This is a genomic window from Roseibium sp. RP-7 (genome assembly GCF_053005225.1).
Window position 1 is genome coordinate 319,246 of record NZ_JBRKQA010000003.1, and the last position, 20,436, is coordinate 339,681.

Genomic DNA, 20,436 nt, shown 5'->3' on the forward strand with positions numbered 1-20,436 from the left:
CCAGGTCCAGAGCAAAGCCCCTAGGATCGGGCTTTGGCCAAAAGCTCTTCCACTTTCGGCAGAATGTTTTCGACGATGACTTCCACCCCTTTGGCGTTGGGATGCATACCGTCGGAAAGGTTGAGATCGGGATTGAGGGCGGCACCCTCGAGGAAGAAGGGATAAAACAACGCATCGTGCGCCTTGGCAACATCGGAGTAGATCGGATCGAATGCCTCGGCATATTCCGGCCCAAGATTGCGCGGAGCCAGCATGCCCGCGACAAGCACGGCAACACCGCGTTCCGTCAGGCGCCGGACGATTTCGTCGATATTCTTGCGCGTCAGCTCCGGAGAGATCCCCCGCAACGCGTCGTTTGCTCCGAGCTCCACGATGACTGCACTGGTGTCCGGCCCCACCGACCAGTCCAGCCGCGACAGCCCGCCGCTTGACGTGTCGCCAGACACGCCGGCATTGACGACCTCGACCGATTGCCCCTTCGCATCAAGCGCTTTCTGGAGCTGATCCGTGAAGCCCTCTCCTGCCGACAGCTGATAGCCGGCGGACAGACTGTCCCCCAGCACCACCAGTTTCAGATCGGCCGACTGGGCGGCCATTGGCAGGAAAGACAGGATGATTATCGTCAGGCAGGCAATAAACCGGTTCACGTGAACACTCTTTTGGGACTGGAAGACGCTCTTCAACAGGCCCATATGGTCGCAGAGCGTCCAATTGTCGAGGGCTTGTGACTGTCAGGAAGACGATCACACGCCCATTGTAAAGGCCAGAGAATGACAAATTCGCCCGCGATCGCCCTGAAAGACGTCCACCTGACCCTCGGCGAAGGCGCCGGGCGGGTGCATATCCTGAAGGGGATCGACCTTCAGATCGAGAAGGGGGCCTCCGTCGGCCTTGTCGGCCCGTCAGGGTCCGGAAAATCGACATTGCTGATGGTCATGGCGGGGCTGGAACGCGCCGATGAAGGCTCGGTCAACGTGGCCGGATCCGAACTCGGCCCCCTGTCCGAAGACCAGCTGGCCCGGTTTCGCGGTCGCAATGTCGGGATCATTTTCCAGTCGTTTCACCTCGTGCCCAACATGACCGCTTTGGAAAACGTGGCCGTGCCGCTGGAACTTGCTGGGGATACCGCCGCCTTCGACAAGGCCAAGGCGGAACTGGATGCCGTCGGGCTCGGCCACCGCATGCACCACTACCCGGCGCAACTGTCCGGCGGCGAACAGCAGCGTGTTGCCGTGGCAAGGGCGCTGGTCGTCGAACCCGCGATCCTGATCGCAGACGAACCGACTGGCAACCTCGATGAAAGCACCGGCGCACAGATTGTCGACCTGATGTTCACCGCCCAGAAGAACCGGGGCACGACGCTGGTTCTGGTCACCCACGACCCGAGCCTTGCCGCCCGCTGCGACCGCATGATCCGCGTTCGCTCCGGAGAAATCGAAGAAGAAACGTCTGACCGCGCCCGCCGCGAGGTGTCTGCATGAGCGCGTTTGTCCCGGGCAGCACACCGGCAAACCACCAGACGATGCGCCTTGCTGCCCGGTTCGCCTTTCGTGAACTGCGCGGCGGCCTCAAGGGCTTTTACATTTTCATTGCCTGTATCGCGCTCGGCGTAGCGGCAATCGCAGGCGTCACGTCTGTCTCACGGGCTCTTACAGAAGGAATTTCGCGCGAAGGTCAGTCCATCCTGGGCGGTGATCTCGATTTTTCCCTGATCCACCGGCAGGCCGACGCCGATCAACTTGCCTATCTGAACGGCCTTGGTGACCTGTCCCGCGTTGCGACCACGCGGGCCATGGCAAGAAGACCGGAGACTGGCGATCAGGCATTGGTAGAGCTGAAAGCCGTCGACGGTCCCTATCCCCTTTACGGTACATTTGAACTTGCCTCCGGAGAGGCCCTGGAAACGGCCCTGGCCCGGAAAGACGGGACCTGGGGCGCCGTTGTGGACCCTTCTCTTCTCGCGCGGCTTGGCGCGAATGTTGGCGATACGCTGTCCCTCGGACGAGCCACCATCCGAATTGCCGACACCATTGCCAACGAACCGGACAAACTGGCCGGGGGCATGGAATTCGGTCCACGCCTTCTGATTTCCGATGCCGCCCTGCCGGAAACCGGCCTGATCCAGCCCGGCAGCCTGGTCCGCTGGCATTACCGCGTTCGAATGGCCCCGGCTCCCAACCTGGAAGCAATGGAAGGGATCGTCGAAGAGGCCAAATCCGCCCAACCGGACGCGGGATGGCGTATCCGCTCCCGCGCCAATGCGTCCCCGGGCCTTCAACGCAGCATTGATCGCTTCGCGCAATTCCTGACACTGGTTGGCCTCACCGCGCTGGTGGTTGGCGGTGTAGGCGTGGCCAATGCCATCCGCGCCTATCTGGAAACCAAGCGCGAGGTTATCGCCAGCTTCAAGTGCCTGGGCTCGACGGGCGGCTTCGTCTTCAAGATCTATCTGGTTCAGATGCTGGTGCTTGCGCTGCTCGGCATCGTCGTCGGCCTTGTGCTGGGTGCCCTGATCCCCTTTGCCGCGGCTGCCGCACTGGCGCCGGTTCTGCCGGTCAAGCTCGCGGCCAGCATCTATCCGACCGAGCTTGCCCTTGGCCTCGTCTACGGCCTCCTGACCGCTCTCGCCTTTGCAATCTGGCCGTTGGGGCGGGCTCATGACGTGCCGCCGACGGCCCTTTTCCGGGATATCGTGACCGGTGGTGCCAAGCTGCCGCGCAAACGCTATCTGTTTGCCACCGCGGCAACAGTGCTTGCCCTTGCCGCCATCGCCATTCTGCTTGCCCACGACCAGCGCATGGCCGGCACCTACATCGCCGCATCCGCCGGTGCGTTCGTTTTGCTGGTACTGGTCGCACGCGCGATCATGGCCATAGCCAGGCGCCTGCCCAGTGTCCGCTCGACCGAGCTCAGGCTGGCGATTGCAAACATTCACCGTCCCGGAGCGCTCACCCCGTCAGTCGTGTTGTCGCTGGGACTTGGCCTGTCGCTGCTGGTCGCGCTTGCCCTCATCGACGGAAACCTGCGGCGCGAGCTGACCGCAACCATTGCCGACAAGGCTCCGAGCTTCTTCTTCATCGATATCCAGAGCCATGAACGCGACGCCTTCGAGGCCTTGCTGAATGCTGAAGCATCCGACGCCAACCTGCAAAGCGTCCCGATGCTGCGCGGACGCATTGTCTCGCTGAACGGTATTGCGGCCGACAAGTTCGTCCCTGCCCAGGAAGGCTCCGGCTGGGTGCTGCGCGGTGACCGCGGCATTACCTATGACGCAAGTCTTCCCAAGAACTCGAAGCTGGAAGAAGGCTCCTGGTGGCCGGAGGACTACACCGGCATTCCGCTGGTGTCCTTCGATGAAGAGGCCGCCACCGATCTCGGCCTCAAGATCGGAGACCGGATCACGGTCAATGTGCTCGGCAGGGAAATCACGGCGGAAATTGCCAACACGCGTACGGTGGAATGGCAGTCCCTTGCAATCAATTTCGTAATGGTGTTTTCGCCGAACACTTTTGCCGGTGCTCCACATGCCCATCTGATGACCCTTGGCTGGGACGATGATGTGCCGGAAGAGACGGAACTTGCCTTGTTGAAGACGGTCTCGAACGCCTTTCCGACAGTGACGGCAATCCGGGTGAAGGACGCGATCTCTCAGGTCAACGATCTGGTGGCACAGCTTGCCTGGGCCATCCGCGGCGCAAGCTCGATCACGCTGATCGCCAGTGTTCTGGTTCTGGCAGGTGCACTTGCCGCCGGTCATCGCAGCCGGATCTACGATGCGGTCATTCTGAAAACCATTGGTGCGACACGGGCTCGCCTGATCTTCGCCTATGCACTCGAATACGCCATTCTGGGCCTTGCAACGGCGGTGTTCGCCCTGCTGGCCGGAGGGGTCGCCGCCTGGTACGTGATAACGCAGATCATGGACGGGTCGTTCGTGATGATGCCGGTGACCGCAGCAGGTGCCGCGCTGATCGCGCTGGTGCTGACGGTGGGTTTCGGCCTCGTCGGCACATGGCGGGTGCTGGGTGAAAAGCCCGCACCTGTCTTGCGAAATCTCTAGCGCAAAGTGCGGTCAGCTGCTGTCGCGGCGAACGTGCGCACAGGAAAAAAGCTGATCAAAGGACGTTTGCCGGCCTCGGTCGTGCCTCCTTTGATCAGCAAGGCTATTTCCGACGAACCGGTAGACTTCCGAAAACAAGATCGAACGAATTCTTGACGAGCGCTGATCTATTTCGATCCGGCGCCCACAGCTCTTGGCAAACTTCGTTCAGGAAAAAATCCTGAAATACAACCAAATCGCGACAAACTTCAGCTCCACACAACTTGCATACTGAATTGATCTTGGCTATCCGGTTCAGCTCCGGGCAGTTTGTTAAGAAGGGGCCATTCCATGTTCAAGTTTCTCCCGAAAATTCGTTTGAAGACCATTGCCGGGGCTGCAGCCCTGTCCGCAGTTGCCGCTATGGCTTTCGCCCCTGCCGCGTCGGCGGAAAGCCCGTTTCATACCGGGGTCTGGCAGTTGAACACGCCGGAAGGCCCGCGCGGCCTCGTCGTCAGTGACTGGCTGGTCTTCGAAAACGGTTTGCCGAAGCGCTGGCTTTATCGCCGGGCCGGCACCAACGACGCCAACCAGTTCGATTTCTTCACCCGTTCGATGAACGATTCCGGCTATACGCCAGTCGGCATCCGGGTATACCGCACCGGCGACAATGCGATGAAATACACGCTGGCGCCCAAGGGCGAGGATCCGATCGAGGTTTCCGCCGTCCGTCTTTCCATCCCGAATTTCGAGAACTCCTGCCTTTCCGTCGAGAAAAAAGGCAAGCGCTTCTACGGTAACTGGGTCGGCACTGAAGGCTCCAAGCTGAAGAAACTGAACGTGTCGAAAAACCGGCTGACCATCGACGGCGAAGCGCGCAAGGTATCGATTGCGGAAGTCCGCGTCGGCCGCATGGGCATCACCGAAAATGGCAAGCCGATCGCTTTCCTCACCGATGCCGGCGGCGACTATGCGGTTCTGCAGTGGTTCAAACCCGGTGTGACTGTCGAGCAGATGCAGGATCCGGAAAAGGAAATCCTCGATTTCGCGTCGGAAGAAATCGTTCGCAACCCCGGCGGCACCTGCGACCGGCAGATCGAATCCCGACTGAAAGCCATGAAATAATACGACTGAATCTGAGCCTGTTTTTAAGGATAGGTTCAAATAATACGTCCTGAGCGCAAAGATTACGAATTTTTCATCGAATTCGACTTGTGCTCGGGATAGGCTTTTCCCATATGTTGAGGGAGTTGTGTTGCATGCGCGATTGCATGCGCACGTCTATCTAGAAGGGGATTTTTACGACCATGTCGACCTATGACCGTCAATCTCAAGGCGCGTATACCGTCGCCGGCGCACGCGCCGAGGCCGGCATCGATCAGGGCCTCCGCTCCTACATGCTGGGCGTCTATAACTACATGACCATCGGCCTTGCGCTGACCGGCTTTCTTGCGCTGGCAACGGTCATGCTTGCAACGACCACCGATCCGAACTCTGCTGTCGCCAGCCTTGGCAACGGCCGCATGCTCACCCAGCTGGGTGTTGCCATCTACGGCAGCCCGCTGAAATGGGTTGTCATGCTCGCACCGCTCGGAATGGTGTTCTGGCTGTCCTTCCGCATTCAGTCCATGAGTGCCGGCGCAGCGCGGACCCTTTTCCTGGTCTACGCATCCGTAATGGGTATCTCCCTGTCCTCGATCTTCCTGGTCTACACCCCGGGTTCGATCGCTCAGGTCTTCTTCATCACCGCCGGTACCTTCGGCGCGCTGAGCCTGTTCGGCTACACTACGAAGAAAGATCTGTCCGGCTGGGGCTCGTTCCTGTTCATCGGCCTGATCGGTATCGTGATCGCGTCGCTGGTCAACATCTTCATGGCATCTTCCGCTCTGCAGTTCGCCATCTCCGTGATCGGTGTTCTGGTGTTCGCCGGCCTGACCGCCTACGACACCCAGCAGATCAAGGAAATGTACTACGAAGGCGACAGCGGTGAAGTCGCTACGAAGAAGTCCGTCATGGGCGCGCTGCGTCTGTACCTCGACTTCATCAACCTGTTCATCATGCTGCTGCAGCTGTTCGGCAACCGCGACTAAGCGCAGCCAAACTGAACAAACGGAAAAGCCCGGCCTTGTGCCGGGCTTTTTTGTGACCGCACGACTGTCCGACACATCGCACGCCGACACTTGCGCCAATGGGCGTCAACGCAAGCCTTGCGCAAATCAATGGAATGAAGCGGCAGAACACTGCGCTGCCAGGCTTGGTCGAACCAATCGACTGGTCCGCGACCAGCGGGTAACCGACCAGCATTGGCCGGTCATTGACGCCACCATCAAGGAAATGTCTGTGACCGGATCAACGCAGAGGAATGAACCTCACCCGACCATCAGCTGACTGACCGGATGCCTGGTCAGGCGTCGACCACCCGAAGATGTTTTTTCTTCTCCAGAACCCTCAGCACCTGCGCCAGATCGTGGCCACGCTTCAGGATCATGCCCCCGGTCGCCACGACCGAATAAGCGCCCTGGCGGCGGGCAAGCTTCGGGTCCTTCTCGATCCTGTAAAGCGGCATTTCGGAAGATCTGCGAAACACGGAGAAGATTGCCCGGTCCTTCAGGAGGTCGATGGCATAGTCCCGCCACTCGCCGTCGGCGACCATGCGCCCGTAGAGCCTCAGAATGACATCGAGTTCGCGCCTGTTGAATGCAACAATGGGTTTGGGAGGTGGAGCCGGTTGATGTTGTGGCGACGGGCTTGCACCCGCACCACGCTGAAACGCGCTGTCGTCGGCTTCGCTCATTCCGCCTCCATTCCGTTCGCGGTTTCGCTGCTGACAGGTAACCGACAAGAGAATCGTCGGGAAACGCCTGTCACCTGGCTGTCATGATGCGTCTTCTTTAGCCATTCTGGCAAGCCCGCAACGTCATATTGACAGACAGAGGTCCGAAACCAGAGTAATTTTGCCAATAAGTTTTACGGGAAGAAGTGCAAAAACGAACGCAACGGCACTTTGCCAAGAAAGAATGCATAAATTTCCTTGATTTTGCCGCATTCCAGCCCTTGGCCAGCCATTTTAGACACCCATATTAGGATCATACCCTGATGGGTATGGCCCGTAGAAGCCGCGGAATGCATTAGCCCCCCAGCCCCCCGGGGTTTTTACTGGCCAACCAGATTTAGTGAGTCAAACATCAGGGCAACTGAAGGGCCGGCATTATGCCGGCCCTTTTCATTTGTGGCCCTGACTGTTCTTCTGCTTTCAAACTACTTCAGAAAATCCCTGAGGAACGACAGGAACCGCGCATCGGTTCCATAGGCCACATTGACCCGCATTGCCGGCTTCTGCCGGGTCTCCCGGTTCGGATAAAAGACGGCGCCCGGCGCAATGAAGATGCTTTGCTTGCTGGCAGCGGCGCACAGTTCCCTTTCATCCACATCATCGGGAAACTCCACCCAGAGATAGAACCCGGGAATGGAGCACTCACGCACGGACAACCCGATCACCTCCAGTGTCCCGAAGGATGCCTTGTAGGCATCTTCCACCCGGCTCCTGAGACGCCGCAGATGTCTCAGATAATGGCCGGCCTGCATCAGATTGAACACGAAGCGTTCGACGTGGTCGGATGAATTGACCACCGTCAGCATCTTGATATCGGCAAGCTGGCGGATGATGTCCGGATTTCCAGCCACGTAACCGCATCTGAGACTGGCCGACAGTGTCTTGGAAAAGGTGCCGAGATAAAGCACCCGCTCCAGTTGGTCCAGCGCTGCCAGCCTTGGCAGCGTGGCCGGAAGAATGTCGGCAAGCGCATCGTTTTCAACCAGGAGAAACCCCCAGCGCTCGGCAAGCTGCATCAACCCGAATGACCGCGAAGGTGACAGGGAACCGCCGGTCGGATTGTGGCCATGGGACTGGGTGACAAACATCTTCGGCCGGTAAAGAGCGAGTTTGGCGGTCAGGTCTTCCAGGTCCGGACCGTCCCTGTCGCGCCGGATACCGACAATCTGCACCTTGGCGAAGGTCAGCTTGGAAAAGAGCGGATAATAGCCCGGCTCATCGACAAAAACCGTATCGCCAGGCTCCGTCAGATGCCGGATGATCAGATCCAGTCCATGGTTGACGCCATGGGTCAAAAGAAGCCCTTGCGGATCGGCCGGGATCGACCGCTCCAGCAATTGCATCCGCAGCCGGTCCCTCAGCGGGCCATATCCCCACGAACTGCCGTAGCCGAATTCGATCGCTTCGGGAAAGGGCGTCTTGGCGTTAGCGAAATGGCGGCGCAGCTCCGCCCCCTCCATCCACGACGGCGGCGGGCGCCCATCTCCCGGACGCACTTCATAATGCTGTTCCAGCTGCTCCCGCAGCAACGACATGCCGTCGACCGCAGCCGTGACATGTGGCGCTGGCGGGGTCTTGGAAGCCGGTCCGACCTGTGACATGTAGTATCCGGAGCCGGCCCGCGCTTCCAGTAGCCCTCGGGCGACCAGCCGGTCGTAAGCTTCCGCCATCGTGTTTTTCGAAACGCCGTTCTCCCGCGCGGCCTGACGAATGGAAGGCAACCGCTCAAACGTCTTGTATGCCCCTGCCTCCAGCATCAGCGCGACTTTCTCGACGATCTGATCGACGCGAGACAGTTTCCGACCGCTACCCGTAACCCTCATTGTCCCTCAAAATTTACTGGGACAGTGCTGCCCATAAATCCAACAACTGTCCCTTGATTGTCCCAATCAATTTTATGACAGTTTGCCCATTACGCCAGCAAATGGCAATTTCCTTGGGAGGGAAAAATGACCAAAGTAAGTAGACGCAGCCTTCTTGCAGGTGCAGCCGTTGGCGGCACCGCCCTCGCAGCACCGATTGCGGCCAAGGCACAGGATGCGGTTGAGTGGCGCATGCAGGCTCTCTGGGACGCCGGCACCACACCTTTCGAATTCGAGAAGAAGTTTGTCGAGCGCGTCAGCGAACTGACCGACGGCAACTTCAAGATCACGCTGTTCTCCGCCGGCCAGCTCGTGCCTGCCAACCAGGCATTCGATGCCGTTCGCGCCGGCGCCTTCCAGCTGATGAAGACCTTCGACGGCTACGAAGCCGGCAAGATCCCGGCATTTGCCTTCACGTCCACCATCCCGTTCGGCTTCCCCGAGTCCGACCAGTATGAAGCCTGGTTCTACGAAAAGGGTGGTCTGGATCTCGCCCGCGAAGCCTATGCAAGGGCCGGTCTCTTCTACATTGCCCCCACCGTCTATGGCGAAGAGCCGATCCACTCGACCGTCAAGATGGAAACCATCGCCGACATGGCCGGCAAGAAGGGCCGCTTTGTCGGGCTCGCTTCCGCGGTCATGGCCGACCAGGGCGTTTCCGTGACCCCGCTGCCGACGGCGGAAGTCTATACGGCGCTTGAAAAAGGCCTGATCGATTTTGCCGACCGCGGCGATCTCACCGCCAACTACGAAGCAGGCCTTGGCGAAGTCGCCAAGTTCATCATCCTGCCGGGCGTGCACCAGCCGACCACCGCCACCAGCTATGTCGCCAACCAGGGCGCCTATGACGCGCTGCCAGACGACTACAAGGCAGCGCTTGCCGTTGCGGCTCGGGAGATCTCCGGATCGCTGCGCCAGCACATCATGGTGCAGAATGTCGATGTCCTGAAGAAATACGGCGAACAAGGCGTCGAGATCATCCAGCTTGACCCGGCCGATGTCGCGGCCAACCGGTCCAAGGCTGTCGAGTCCTGGAAAAAGGCTACCAAGGAAGACGATCTGGCGAATCGCGTGCTCGCGAGCCAGATTGAGTTCATGACAGCCCTCGGGCTGATCTGACCCTTCCTCCCACCGGGCGGCAGACGGCACCTCCCTGTCGTCTGCCGTCCGGTCGTCCTTTCGATCGGCAAATGCTCAGCTTCATGAAATCCGTCAGTTCCATCGTCACCGGCGTCAACCGGTTGTTCTTCCTCCTTGCGGCGGCGCTCATCTTCGCGGTGGTGCCGATCCTGCTTTTCGAAGTGGTCGCAAGATACCTGTTCGATGCGCCGACGGTGTGGGCCATGGAAGCCAGCACGTTGATCTTCGGCCCGCATTTCATGCTGGCCGGACCTTACCTTCTGCACCTGAAGGGCCACGTCGCCGTCGACATCTTCAGCGAAAAACTGACGGGATTGCCAAAAGTGGTTCTCGACGTGTTCTCCTATGCCGTCATTGCTGTGTTTGCAGGCGTTTTTGCCTGGGTCAGCTGGCCGCTTGCAATCAACGCCTACTCCCTCGGCGAAACCAGCTTTTCCGCCTGGAACCCACCCGTCTGGTGGCTGAAATTCGTCGTGCCGCTGTCCTTTGCGCTCCTGTTTTTGCAAGCCCTTGTTGAAGCCTACAACGCAACGCGCCCGGCGCAGGAACAGACGGGAGCAAGCGCATGAGCTCCGAATTCGTTCTTGCCATCATGTTCGCCAGCCTGGTGGGCCTGCTGCTCACCGGCCTGCCGCTTGCCTTCACGCTTGGCGCACTTGCGCTCGTTTTCACGCTAACGCTGTGGGGCCCCGCCGCCCTCTCCGTTACCGTCCTCAACCTCTATTCCACCATGACGTCGGAATCGCTCCTCGCGATCCCGCTTTATGTGATGATGGCCAGTATTCTTCAGCGTTCCGGCGTCATCGAAAGCCTTTACCGGGCCATGGAGCTCTGGTCGCGGCGGTTGCCGGGTGGCCTTGCGGTGGGCACCATCGCCATCTGCACGATCATCGCCGCCATGACGGGCATCGTCGGTGCCGCGGTTGCCGCCATGGGCATGCTGGCCCTGCCCTCCATGCTGAAGCGCAAGTATAGTCCGGAGCTCGCGATCGGGACGATCTGTGCCGGCGGAACGCTCGGCATCCTGATCCCGCCCTCGGTGATCACCATCGTCTATGCCGTGACCGCACAGGCCTCTATCGGCCAGATGTTCATCGCCGGCGTGGTGCCGGGCCTGCTGCTCGCCTCGCTCTATATCGGCTATATCGTTCTGCGGTCCGCGCTCAACCCATCCATCGCCCCGCGTCCGGACAGTGACGCCCCGGCCACCTGGGAAGAGCGCATTGCCTCGCTGAAATCCCTCATCCTGCCGCTGCTGATCATCGTCGGCGTCCTGGGCACGATCTACATGGGTATCGCAACACCCACGGAAGCAGCCGCCGTCGGCGTCTTCCTGGCGTTCCTGTCTTCGCTCATCGAGCGCCGGTTCGGCTGGGAGCTCATATCCGGTGTTGCCCTCGACGTGGTCAAGGTGACCGCCATGATCCTCTGGATCACCATCGGTGCGCGGGCCTTTGTGGCAATCTTCACCGGCACCGGCGGCGCGGACTTCCTCCTGTCCTTCATTCAGGATCTCGATGCCAACCGCTGGATCGTTCTCGCCATCATGCTGGGCATTCTGTTCTTCCTCGGCATGTTCCTGGACGAAATGGGCATCATCCTCTTGTGCGTGCCAGTTTTCCTGCCGGTGATCGACTTCCTCGAGTTCGACCGGCTCTGGTTCGGCATCCTGTTCCTCGTTTCGGCGCAGATGGCCTACATCTCCCCGCCCTTCGGCTACACGCTCTTCTACATGAAGGGCGTCCTGCCCGCCGGCATCGGCATGGGCACGGTCTACCGTGCCATCGTTCCCTTCATCCTGCTGCAAGCCATCGGTATCTTCATCTGCGCCCTGTTTCCGGAGCTGGTGTTGTGGCTGCCGCAATCCATGATCAATTGACAGACAGGTTTCCCCCGATGAGTGACGTCACTTCGTCCCGTATTGAAGGTTTTCACAAGCTGGACCCGGCCGGCCGGCTCCAGGCGGTCCAGCGCCAGGCGAATCTCGACAACAAGTCCGTCTCCGACCTTGTGGAAGCGGCATCCGGAAACATCGAACTGGCCGACCGCCTTGTCGAAAACGCCATTTCTTCTATGTCCATTCCTGTCGGTATCGCGACCAACATGACCGTGGACGGACGGGACGTTCTGGTGCCGATGGCTAGCGAAGAATCCTCCGTCATCGCCGCCGTGTGCAACTCGGCCAAGCGCTGCCGGCCGACCGGTGGCTTCAAGACCTCCACAAGCGGCCCGCTGATGGCAGCCCAGATCCAGCTTCTGGGCGCCAGCGACCCTGAAAACGTCCGCCTGCAGGTTTTTGAACGCATCGACGACATCCGAACCATCTGCGAAGAGATCGATCCGCTTCTGGTGAAGCTCGGCGGCGGCTTCCGTGACCTCGACATAAGGGTCATCGACACTGCCGAAGGACCGATGACCATCGTTCACATCATCGTCGACACGCGCGACGCGATGGGCGCCAACGCCGTCAACAGCATGGCCGAGGCCCTTGCACCCAAGCTGGAGGAATGGACCGGCGCCCGCAGTCTCCTGCGGATCCTGACCAACCTCGCCGACCGCCGCGTGGCACGCGTGCGGGCTGTCTGGCCACTGGAGGAAATCGGAGGCGAAAAGGTTCGGGACGACATGCTGTCGGCCTATCACTTTGCCGATGCCGACCCTTATCGGGCAGCCACCCATAACAAGGGCATCATGAACGGCATCAGCGCGGTGGTTCTGGCAACCGGCAACGATACCAGAGCCGTGGAGGCAGGTGCCCATGCCTACGCGTCGAAAGACGGCCGCTACCGCTCGATGTCCCGCTGGGAAAAGGACGGCGACGGCAATCTTGTCGGCATCCTGGAACTGCCGATGGCTGTCGGACTGGTCGGTGGCGCAACCAAGATCCACCCCACCGCGCAGGCCAACCTGAAAATTCTCGGCGTGACCACGGCAGACGAACTGGCCCGGATCATCGTTGCCGTCGGCCTGGCGCAGAATTTCGGCGCATTGCGCGCGCTTGCCACCACCGGCATCCAGAAAGGCCACATGGCCCTGCACGCCCAGAACGTTGCCCTGATGGTGGGCGCGACCGGCGAGGAAATCGACCTGGTGGCAAATGAGCTGAAATCACTTGGCAAGGTGCGGCAGGATCTGGCCGAGGAAATTCTCGCCCGGCTGCGGCAAGGCGCCAACGCCTGAGGCCTTTTGACAAGGTTCGACCGGAGGGGTCTCGGCACTATTACCGTGTTGCCCCTCCGGCCGATCAACTCCCGGATGCCGAACGCAATGAAATCGGCATAATTGGCGTTTCTACGACGCGATTGCCTCTTTTCCGTCGGATTGCTTGTTGTATCTTTCTAAAAGCATGACAACCGACCTGATAGATCTGCGCGCGGCCCGGACCGCCGATTGTGAGGCACTCGCCGGCATCCATAGCGAAGCCTGGCTGGGCGCCTATCGCGGCGTCTTGCACGGTGTCGATCTTCAGAAGATGATTTCGCGCCGAGGCAGCAGCTGGTGGCGCGGTGCCCTTGCCAGGGGTGTCAACATCAAGATCCTCAGCATCGCCGAAATTCCCGCCGGTTACGCAACCTATGGGCCGTGCCGGCTGAGGGACACCGGCATGGATGGCGAAATCTACGAGCTTTATCTGAAGCCGGAATATCAGGGCCTCGGGTTCGGCCGGGCCCTTTTCCAGAATGTGCGGGAAACGCTGTCGGCAAAGAGCATGCCCGGTGTCGCCGTGCAGGTATTGAGCGCAAACGAGCCCGCGCGCTCATTCTACAAGGCCGTCGGTGGCAAGCTTGCGGCAAAGTCCTGGTACAGGATCGGCGGCCGCAGGCTGGAGCTCAGCATCTACGCCTGGCCGCAAATCAGCACCTGAGCCACAGGGCACTTGCCTAGTAGAGAATTCCGGGATTGCCGATGATCTGCGGCGGCTGCGTGCAGTCGAAAGAACCGGCCATGGTATCGGCGGCCTGGCGCGCCAGATCGTTGGCGTTCTTGTTGGCCTGGGCATCGATCCGGGCAATCTGGCAGGTGCCGCCGCCGGGCTTCAATTGGGTCACGATCAGCACGCTGCCGGTCTTGGACCCCTCGTCGAGGCTCGGAAACCAGCGCAGGATGGTCGCGAACGGAACACCGCCCCTGAGGCGCCATTCCAGCGTTTCGTTGACCGTGTTGAAATTGGGCAGGGTCTGGCCCGCCGCGGGCTCGTTGGCGGCGTCGGGACCGAAGGAGACGAACATGCGCAGGTCGCCCTCGGCAACATAGACGCCCGCTCCCTTGTAGCCGGGGCACTGCCAGGCACCGCCGAAGGTGCCTTCTTCCTCGTCCCCGGCCTCGATCAGCGGGCAGCTGTCCAGCAGGATCTTGGTATAGGCACTGTCGACCGACGCCGCCCCTGCAGCCTGCAGAGACACAAGCAATCCGCCGAGCATCAAAAGGGAAACAGTAAGCCGTTTCATAAATCTATCTCCTCCAGAGCCTGCCGCGCGAATAGACGCATGTTAATCAATTAGGTGCAATGCAAAAATAAAGGACTTGAACTTCTTCGGCGGGATTGCGATAGACGCAGCAACGAATAACAGGAGTTTCCTAAATGCGTATCGACGCTGTGCCGATTGGCAAGAATCCGCCGGAAGACATCAACGTCATTATCGAGGTCTCCGTTGGCGGCGAGCCGATCAAATACGAGATGGATAAAGAAGCCGGTGCGATGTACGTCGACCGCTTCCTGTACACTCCGATGCGGTACCCGGGCAACTACGGTTTCGTTCCCCACACCCTGTGTGGCGATGGCGACCCGATCGACGTGATCGTGGTCAACCAGCGCCCGATCGTTCCGGGCGCCATCATGAGCTGCCGTCCGATCGGCGTTCTGCTGATGGAAGACGAATCCGGCCAGGACGAAAAGATCCTCGCGGTTCCGTCCCACAAGCTCAGCAAGCGCTACGACAACATCAACGACGTGACCGACCTTCCGGAGATCACCGTTGCCCAGGTGAAGCATTTCTTTGAACACTACAAGGATCTGGAGCCGGGCAAGTGGGTGAAGATCACCGGTGTTGAAGGTGTCGAATCCGCAAAGCGGCTGATCGTTGAATCGATCGCACGCGCCCAGAAGGAAGCCGCTGAATAAGCGCTTCCAAACGGACGAAAACAAAAAGGCCTCCCGAGTGTCGCAAGACGCGGGAGGCCTTTTTCGTTGCAAGGGTCAGAATTAGCGTTCCGCTGCCGCCTCAATGCGCTCCATATCCTGGTCGGACAGGCCGAAATGATGCCCGATCTCGTGGATCAGCACATGGGCAACCACATCGCCCAGCGTCTCGTCCATCGCGGCCCAGTAGTCAAGGATCGGCCGGCGGAAGAGCCAGATGCGGTTGGGCATCTGCCCGGTCATCACGGTTTCTTCGCCTTCGCTCAGCCCCTGGCCTTCGAACAGGCCCAGAAGGTCGTGCGGATCCTCGATGCGAAGTTCATCCAGAACATCGTCGGGCGCATAGTCCGCAAGGCTGATCTGCAGATGACCACAGCGCAGCAGAAGATCATCCGGAAGCCCGGAGAGGATCTCGCTCGCCATCGCCTCGAAGTCTTCCAGGTCAGGTGCTTTGCGTTCGGTCCAGCTGCTGTGGCTGACCGGCCGGACGGATGCCATATCGGTTCCTTTGACGGATCGGTTCATTCAGGTTTTGGGCAGTACGTAGGTGACCAGTAGATAAATCGCCAGTCCGATTGCGAACACAAGCCCGAGACCTCGGCCGATCCGGCTGCCCCAAACCTCGATCCGGTCGTCTTCGTCCTTGTCGGCGGCGCTCAGGTGATCCTTTGCCCGGTCGGCCATGCGGACGAAGGTAGAACCGGCAACGGTCTCGCTCTCCGCATTCACCCGGTCGAGTGTGCGGAGCGCTTCATCGCGCAGTTTTTCCTTCGGGTGCTTGTTCTCGCTCATGCACCTACACTGGCCGTGTTGCCACGGCGTTTCAACCCGAAAGCGGCCAAAAGCGCCAGAAGGGCAAGCCCGCCGGATGCAACCGCGTTCCAGCCGGCAAAGGACAGGCCGAACATGCGCCAGCTAGCCTCGGTGCAGCTGACGACGCGCGTCGATTTCAACGCCTGCAGCATGTTGGCGGCAGACGTTGGTGTCGAGGTGCCGCCACCGCAATCGCTCGGGCCGTCCCAGAACTGCCACTCGGCGCCGGACTGGTAGATACCGAGGCCGGAACCATAGGCAAACACGGCCGCAACGACCAGAAGCAGAGCCAACGCCAACCCGGTCCGCCTGGCCTGCATCAGGAAAAGCGCTAGCAACGCCAGGGGAAGGCCGACGTAATAGGGAATGCGCTGCTCGAGGCACAACTTGCAGGGCACATAGCCGCCAATCAGCTGAAAGCCCCAGGCGGTCGCGATCGCCGCCAGGCCGCCCACCAGCAAGAGCCCCGTCAGATTGCGCGAAATCCGGTCGGCTGTCATCTCACCCTCTTATTGTCAGATATACCTAAGCACAACAAATCCACCGACCAGCAGCACCACAAATATGGTGAACATGAGACCAAGCCGCTTTTCGATGAAATCGCGGATCGGCGGGCCGAACAGATAGAGCAATCCGGCGACGACAAAGAACCGGATCCCCCGAGAAACGATACTCGCGGCAATGAACACCGGCAGGCTGAGCCCCAGCGCACCGGAGGCAATGGTGATCACCTTGTAGGGAAACGGCGTCAGCCCGGCGATGAAGACGAACCACCAGCCGTACTGATGATAAATGTCCTTGAACTCTTCGACGAACCCCATCTTGCCGTAGAAAGTCAGGATCGGCACCGCTACCTGTTCGAACAGGAACAGGCCGATCAGATATCCCAGGATACCGCCGGCGACCGACGTCAGCGTGCACAGCAGCGCGTACCACCAGGCTTTCTCGCGCCGGGCGATCACCATCGGGATCAGCAGGATGTCCGGCGGGATCGGAAACACCGAGCTTTCGACAAAGGATACGGTGCCGAGTGCGGCAGGCGCACGCGGTCCGGCGGCAAGGGACAAGGTCCAGTCGTAGAGGCGTCTGATCATGGCGCTTCCCTTAGCCGCTGCGCTGCAAAAAGTCACCTAGGGAAATGCGCACCGCCAGCAGCACGTTGTCGCGTAGCCACCGGCACATACGATCCCTGCCTGATGTGAAGCCACTTCAAAAACGCGCATCAAGACACTAGGCAGACTTTTCGCCCGTATCTGGTAACATTGACGCCTCGCCAGGTTTCGCACGACGTTGGGAGGGGGACATGAACGGAACGGCCTCACGCATCGCCAGACTGGCACTGGTTCTCGCGATGAGCGCGCCAGCTGCGGCAGTTGCCCAGCAGGTCGAACTGGAAGGATCGGTCAAGCTGGCGCCTTTTGAAGCACAGGGCGTAACCCTGTCGACGGTCTACACGGTGGATGCGGAGTTCGCCGCAAAACACGATGTGGAGGTTCCCGTCCCATTCAGCCTTGCCGCACCCCGGCGCGAGGCACAGCAAATTCTGGCCCAGGCGAAACCGGCCGGCGGCGGTCCGATCAAGATCTACTTCACCACCGACGACGAAACCAAGCGCATCTATTCGTCCCTTCAGATCGTCACCTACACTATGAAGACCGATGATCCTCAAAAGCGCCTCGAGGTGGGCGACTATATTGCCATCGAGCTCTTGAAACAGCTCGGCACCACAGACGATACACGGCTGAATGTCCGCCGCCAGATCACTCTGGGCGATCTGCCTGCGTCCGAAATCGTCGGCAACTTCATCAACAAGGAAGGTGACCAGCTCCTCGTGCGGCTGGTCGCGCTGGCAAAGCCCGACAGCCAGAGAGGCATCGTCGGCATCGCAATCGGCCACCCGCGTCAGGGCCGCATCAAGAAAGTGGAAGACATCTACCAGACCAGCGCTTCCCTGGCCTTCGACACGGTGACGCTGAAGTAGCTGGTTACCTGTGCGGGTGGGAGGCAAGCCTCGAACCACTCCGGCGCATTCCTGCAGCAATTCAAACCGCTGGAGATGGTGCCCCCCGCCGGAATCGAACCGGCACTCCCGAAGGAACCGGATTTTGAATCCGGCGCGTCTACCAGTTCCGCCAGGGGGGCAATCCGGTATCGGATTGGGTGCCTATCATGGGGCCTTGTCCGATGCAAGCGGTTCCAGCGCGCCGCGACTTTCCGCCAGCAAGTGCGGCGGGCGCCGTATTTGATCGAATTTGAGCTTCTCCCTTTACGCCCCCTTAACCCTGAGCTGCGATTTCGCCTGCCATACAGCCTCAGAGGGTGAAATCCGGCGCATATTTAAGCTGTTTGCAACTGCTGCTCGCGCAAGTGGACAGTCAGACAAGTTTGGGAGAAACGGATGACACTGGCTGGCGGCCTTCAAGAGGCGAAACGCACGAAAACTTCTGCTGTGAACGAAGCCGCTCGGCACGGGCAGGCTTTCACACAGTCCTTCGTTGACAAATCACAGTTGATGCCAGCGCCGATCCGACCCGAATGGGTGCTTGAAGGTGACCCGAAAGCCATGTGCGCCGTGCTGGCCAGGCACAAGTTCGGCTGGGGCGATGCCTGCCACTGGTCCTGCACTGCCGGCAAGTTCCGCTGGCACTACGGCTGGGATGAGTCGGTCATGTTCCTGGAAGGCGGAGTCCGGATCACCGACGATGCCGGCCATGTCTATGAAGGCAAGCCCGGCGTGACCCTGTTCTTTCCGGCAGGCACCTCCGCCGTTTGGGAAGTGCCGACCTACATCCGCAAGCTCGCGTTCAATCAGAAGCCGGTTCCCTGGTATCTGCATTATCAGTCCCGCATCCTCGAGAGATTGAAAGGCGTCGGGAAGAAACTTTTCGGCTAAAATATCGGGCTCGCGTTCCTGTATGAGGTCTTGAAAGAAAGGCGCCCTGCGCCTTTCGGCGGGCGAATTTGTTAGCCTGCAAACAAAGGCGCAAATTGTGCGCTTTTTCTGGACAAGCAGAAATGGCTTGGCTAGAAATTCAGCATGAGCAAATCAGGACGTGAAATCGAGCTTAAGCTCGAGCTGGAAACGACGGCACAGGACGCTTTGAAACGCGCCGGTTCCATAGACGGGTTCACTGCCAGCCGCGCCGTGAACAAGATGTTGCAGTCGATCTATTTCGACACGCCGGACCAGGCGCTTCGCAAGGCCAGGATTTCCCTTCGCGTGCGCAAGTCCGGCAACAGCTGGGTTCAGACCGTCAAGCTCGGCACGGGCGTCATGGGCGGCCTGTCCTCGCCGGTGGAAGCCGAACATCCGGTCAAGGGCCGTGCGCTCGACTTTTCCGTCATCGAAGACCCCGCCGTCCACGACCGTCTTCTGGAAATCATCGGCGATGCCCCCCTGTCGGAGTGCTTTGAAACGGTGATGAAGCGCACCGTGCGCAATCTGACCCGGGACAGTGACGGCACCTTCATCGAACTCGCCTTCGACAGCGGCAATATTCTGGCCGGCAGCGGCAGCCAGCCGCTGACCGAACTCGAAATGGAACTGAAGTCCGGCCCGAGCCTTGCCCTTTTCGAGGCGGCCAAGGCTCTTCTGAAGGACATCCCCTTCCGCTTTTCGCCCTATAGCAAGGCCGAGCGCGGGTACCGTTTTGCCGAGGGTACCGCGCCTGCGGAACGGACACCGTATTTTGCCGAGAATGTTTCCTTCGACAGCGGCATCACCACCGAGCACGCATTTCGCGACGTGCTGCGTTCTTGCCTGACCCAGATTTCCGAAAACCGGCTTGCAGTCCTGTCGTCGGACGATCCGGAAGGCCCGCATCAGCTACGGGTAGGCCTGCGCCGCCTGCGCAGTGCTTTTCGCCTGTTCCGGCCAATCCTGAACCCGGCGACCATGGCACCGCTCGACAGGACCGCGAAGGTCATTGCCACCGAAGCCGGTTCCCTGCGGGATCTCGACGTCCTGGTCGATGAGATCGTTATGCCCCTGATCGACAGGGCGCCCGGAACCCTGTCCTTTGACGCTCTTCTGGAAAATCTCAATGCCTTCCGGGACGAAAGCACCCGCACCACGCTGACGGATCATCTCAAATCGGAAGAGGTCAACGGTTTCCTGCTCGACCTTGCAGCCTACACCGAGGGGCGCGGCTGGCTGGACCCGGAAAACTTCGGCCAGACGCAGCTTCTGGCCCAGCCTGTCGAGACTCACGCCGGCGAAGCTCTTGCCAAGCAGTGGAAGAAGGTTCTGAAATACGGCAAGCGACTGGAAGAACTTACCGTTCCCGAACGCCACGAAATGCGCAAGGCGATGAAGAAGATGCGCTACGGCATCGAATTTTTCGGCTGCCTCTATCCGAAAGACACCGTGAAGCCCTTCCTGAAGCGGATGAAGAAGCTGCAGGATATCTTCGGCTATCTCAACGATGTCGCCATGGCCGAACAACTGCCGGTGAAATGCAAGGTCAGCGGGGAAAATGCCCTGGCAACCAACCAGGCCATCGGTTTTGTCATCGGCTGGCACGAGGCCCAGTGCCAGGCCATGTGGCAGCACGCCAAGGGATATTGGGAAGCAACCCGGGAAACACCGAAATTCTGGACCTGACGCTTA

Annotated in this window: 21 protein-coding genes and 1 tRNA gene; 13 read left to right on the plus strand and 9 right to left on the minus strand. The window is 60.0% G+C overall.

Translation table 11 applies throughout. The annotated features are described in order from the left end of the window. Positions 1–20: 20 nt before the first annotated feature. Positions 21–647 carry an arylesterase gene (locus ACVDG9_RS24280; protein ID WP_031270103.1) on the minus strand — a complete coding sequence of 209 codons (627 nt, stop codon included), beginning with the start codon at positions 645–647 and terminating at the stop codon, positions 21–23. Positions 648–770: 123 nt separating this feature from the next. Between ACVDG9_RS24280 and ACVDG9_RS24285 the strand changes: the two genes are divergently transcribed. From ACVDG9_RS24285 to ACVDG9_RS24300, 4 genes are all read left to right on the plus strand, one after another. Continuing rightward, positions 771–1,481 (plus strand): ABC transporter ATP-binding protein, encoded by a 711-nt coding sequence (locus tag ACVDG9_RS24285; protein ID WP_023002702.1) that lies wholly within the window; start codon positions 771–773, stop codon positions 1,479–1,481. Then, positions 1,478–4,060: an ABC transporter permease gene (locus tag ACVDG9_RS24290; RefSeq protein ID WP_447239196.1), complete on the plus strand. Its 2,583-nt coding sequence runs from the start codon at positions 1,478–1,480 to the stop codon at positions 4,058–4,060. The genes ACVDG9_RS24285 and ACVDG9_RS24290 overlap by 4 nt, the downstream gene beginning before the upstream one ends. Before the next feature lie 330 nt (positions 4,061–4,390). Beyond that, complete coding sequence (locus ACVDG9_RS24295) at positions 4,391–5,164, plus strand: hypothetical protein (RefSeq protein ID WP_023002699.1); 774 nt, start codon at positions 4,391–4,393, stop codon at positions 5,162–5,164. A gap of 182 nt (positions 5,165–5,346) precedes the next feature. After that, positions 5,347–6,129 carry a Bax inhibitor-1/YccA family protein gene (locus tag ACVDG9_RS24300; protein WP_023002698.1) on the plus strand — a complete coding sequence of 261 codons (783 nt, stop codon included), beginning with the start codon at positions 5,347–5,349 and terminating at the stop codon, positions 6,127–6,129. Positions 6,130–6,443: 314 nt separating this feature from the next. Here the strand turns inward: ACVDG9_RS24300 and ACVDG9_RS24305 are convergent, their stop codons facing one another. Both ACVDG9_RS24305 and ACVDG9_RS24310 read right to left on the minus strand, forming a co-directional pair. After that, a complete protein-coding gene (locus ACVDG9_RS24305) occupies positions 6,444–6,833 on the minus strand; it encodes a DUF2794 domain-containing protein (RefSeq protein ID WP_023002696.1) in 390 nt (129 codons plus the stop codon). Between the two features lie 464 nt (positions 6,834–7,297). Then, positions 7,298–8,695 (minus strand): aminotransferase-like domain-containing protein, encoded by a 1,398-nt coding sequence (locus ACVDG9_RS24310; RefSeq protein WP_447239197.1) that lies wholly within the window; start codon positions 8,693–8,695, stop codon positions 7,298–7,300. Positions 8,696–8,821: 126 nt separating this feature from the next. On the opposite strand from ACVDG9_RS24310, the gene dctP reads away from it, so the two are divergent. The 5 genes from dctP to ACVDG9_RS24335 all read left to right on the plus strand — a co-directional run bounded on the left by dctP (position 8,822) and on the right by ACVDG9_RS24335 (position 13,739). Next, positions 8,822–9,853: a TRAP transporter substrate-binding protein DctP gene (gene dctP / locus ACVDG9_RS24315; protein ID WP_023002693.1), complete on the plus strand. Its 1,032-nt coding sequence runs from the start codon at positions 8,822–8,824 to the stop codon at positions 9,851–9,853. Between the two features lie 83 nt (positions 9,854–9,936). Further along, positions 9,937–10,443, plus strand: coding sequence for a TRAP transporter small permease subunit (locus ACVDG9_RS24320; RefSeq protein ID WP_208992231.1), 507 nt, complete (start codon positions 9,937–9,939; stop codon positions 10,441–10,443). Further along, positions 10,440–11,753: a TRAP transporter large permease gene (locus tag ACVDG9_RS24325; RefSeq protein ID WP_075282177.1), complete on the plus strand. Its 1,314-nt coding sequence runs from the start codon at positions 10,440–10,442 to the stop codon at positions 11,751–11,753. Before ACVDG9_RS24320 ends, ACVDG9_RS24325 begins: the two co-directional genes overlap by 4 nt. A gap of 17 nt (positions 11,754–11,770) precedes the next feature. After that, positions 11,771–13,054: a hydroxymethylglutaryl-CoA reductase, degradative gene (locus ACVDG9_RS24330; protein WP_447239198.1), complete on the plus strand. Its 1,284-nt coding sequence runs from the start codon at positions 11,771–11,773 to the stop codon at positions 13,052–13,054. Positions 13,055–13,202: 148 nt separating this feature from the next. Further along, positions 13,203–13,739 carry a GNAT family N-acetyltransferase gene (locus tag ACVDG9_RS24335; RefSeq protein ID WP_447239199.1) on the plus strand — a complete coding sequence of 179 codons (537 nt, stop codon included), beginning with the start codon at positions 13,203–13,205 and terminating at the stop codon, positions 13,737–13,739. 16 nt (positions 13,740–13,755) lie between these two features. Here ACVDG9_RS24335 and ACVDG9_RS24340 read toward each other — a convergent pair whose 3' ends face one another. Beyond that, a complete protein-coding gene (locus ACVDG9_RS24340; protein ID WP_296599246.1) occupies positions 13,756–14,322 on the minus strand; it encodes a hypothetical protein in 567 nt (188 codons plus the stop codon). Between the two features lie 134 nt (positions 14,323–14,456). Here ACVDG9_RS24340 and ppa point away from each other — a divergent pair, with 134 nt between their 5' ends. Continuing rightward, entirely contained in the window at positions 14,457–14,996 is a 540-nt protein-coding gene (ppa, locus tag ACVDG9_RS24345; protein WP_023002687.1) for an inorganic diphosphatase, read from the plus strand. Positions 14,997–15,077: 81 nt separating this feature from the next. Here the strand turns inward: ppa and ACVDG9_RS24350 are convergent, their stop codons facing one another. Genes ACVDG9_RS24350 through ACVDG9_RS24365 form a run of 4 tightly spaced genes read right to left on the minus strand, consistent with a single transcriptional unit; the run spans position 15,078 to position 16,921 of the window. Continuing rightward, a complete protein-coding gene (locus ACVDG9_RS24350) occupies positions 15,078–15,512 on the minus strand; it encodes a metallopeptidase family protein (protein ID WP_031270101.1) in 435 nt (144 codons plus the stop codon). Between the two features lie 27 nt (positions 15,513–15,539). Beyond that, positions 15,540–15,806 carry a hypothetical protein gene (locus ACVDG9_RS24355; protein WP_447239200.1) on the minus strand — a complete coding sequence of 89 codons (267 nt, stop codon included), beginning with the start codon at positions 15,804–15,806 and terminating at the stop codon, positions 15,540–15,542. After that, positions 15,803–16,327: a disulfide bond formation protein B gene (locus tag ACVDG9_RS24360; RefSeq protein ID WP_023002684.1), complete on the minus strand. Its 525-nt coding sequence runs from the start codon at positions 16,325–16,327 to the stop codon at positions 15,803–15,805. Before ACVDG9_RS24360 ends, ACVDG9_RS24355 begins: the two co-directional genes overlap by 4 nt. A 15-nt stretch (positions 16,328–16,342) precedes the next feature. Next, entirely contained in the window at positions 16,343–16,921 is a 579-nt protein-coding gene (locus ACVDG9_RS24365; protein WP_055659975.1) for a YqaA family protein, read from the minus strand. A gap of 209 nt (positions 16,922–17,130) precedes the next feature. Here ACVDG9_RS24365 and ACVDG9_RS24370 point away from each other — a divergent pair, with 209 nt between their 5' ends. Beyond that, positions 17,131–17,808 (plus strand): hypothetical protein, encoded by a 678-nt coding sequence (locus ACVDG9_RS24370; protein ID WP_447239201.1) that lies wholly within the window; start codon positions 17,131–17,133, stop codon positions 17,806–17,808. 76 nt (positions 17,809–17,884) lie between these two features. Here ACVDG9_RS24370 and ACVDG9_RS24375 read toward each other — a convergent pair. Beyond that, positions 17,885–17,969: transfer RNA gene (locus ACVDG9_RS24375), tRNA-Leu, on the minus strand. Between the two features lie 256 nt (positions 17,970–18,225). On the opposite strand from ACVDG9_RS24375, the gene ACVDG9_RS24380 reads away from it, so the two are divergent. Both ACVDG9_RS24380 and ACVDG9_RS24385 read left to right on the plus strand, forming a co-directional pair. Continuing rightward, entirely contained in the window at positions 18,226–18,720 is a 495-nt protein-coding gene (locus ACVDG9_RS24380; RefSeq protein WP_055659979.1) for a cupin domain-containing protein, read from the plus strand. A gap of 144 nt (positions 18,721–18,864) precedes the next feature. Next, on the plus strand, positions 18,865–20,430 hold the full coding sequence (locus ACVDG9_RS24385; RefSeq protein ID WP_447239202.1) for a CYTH and CHAD domain-containing protein: 1,566 nt from the start codon (positions 18,865–18,867) through the stop codon (positions 20,428–20,430). The last annotated feature ends 6 nt before the right edge of the window (positions 20,431–20,436 follow it).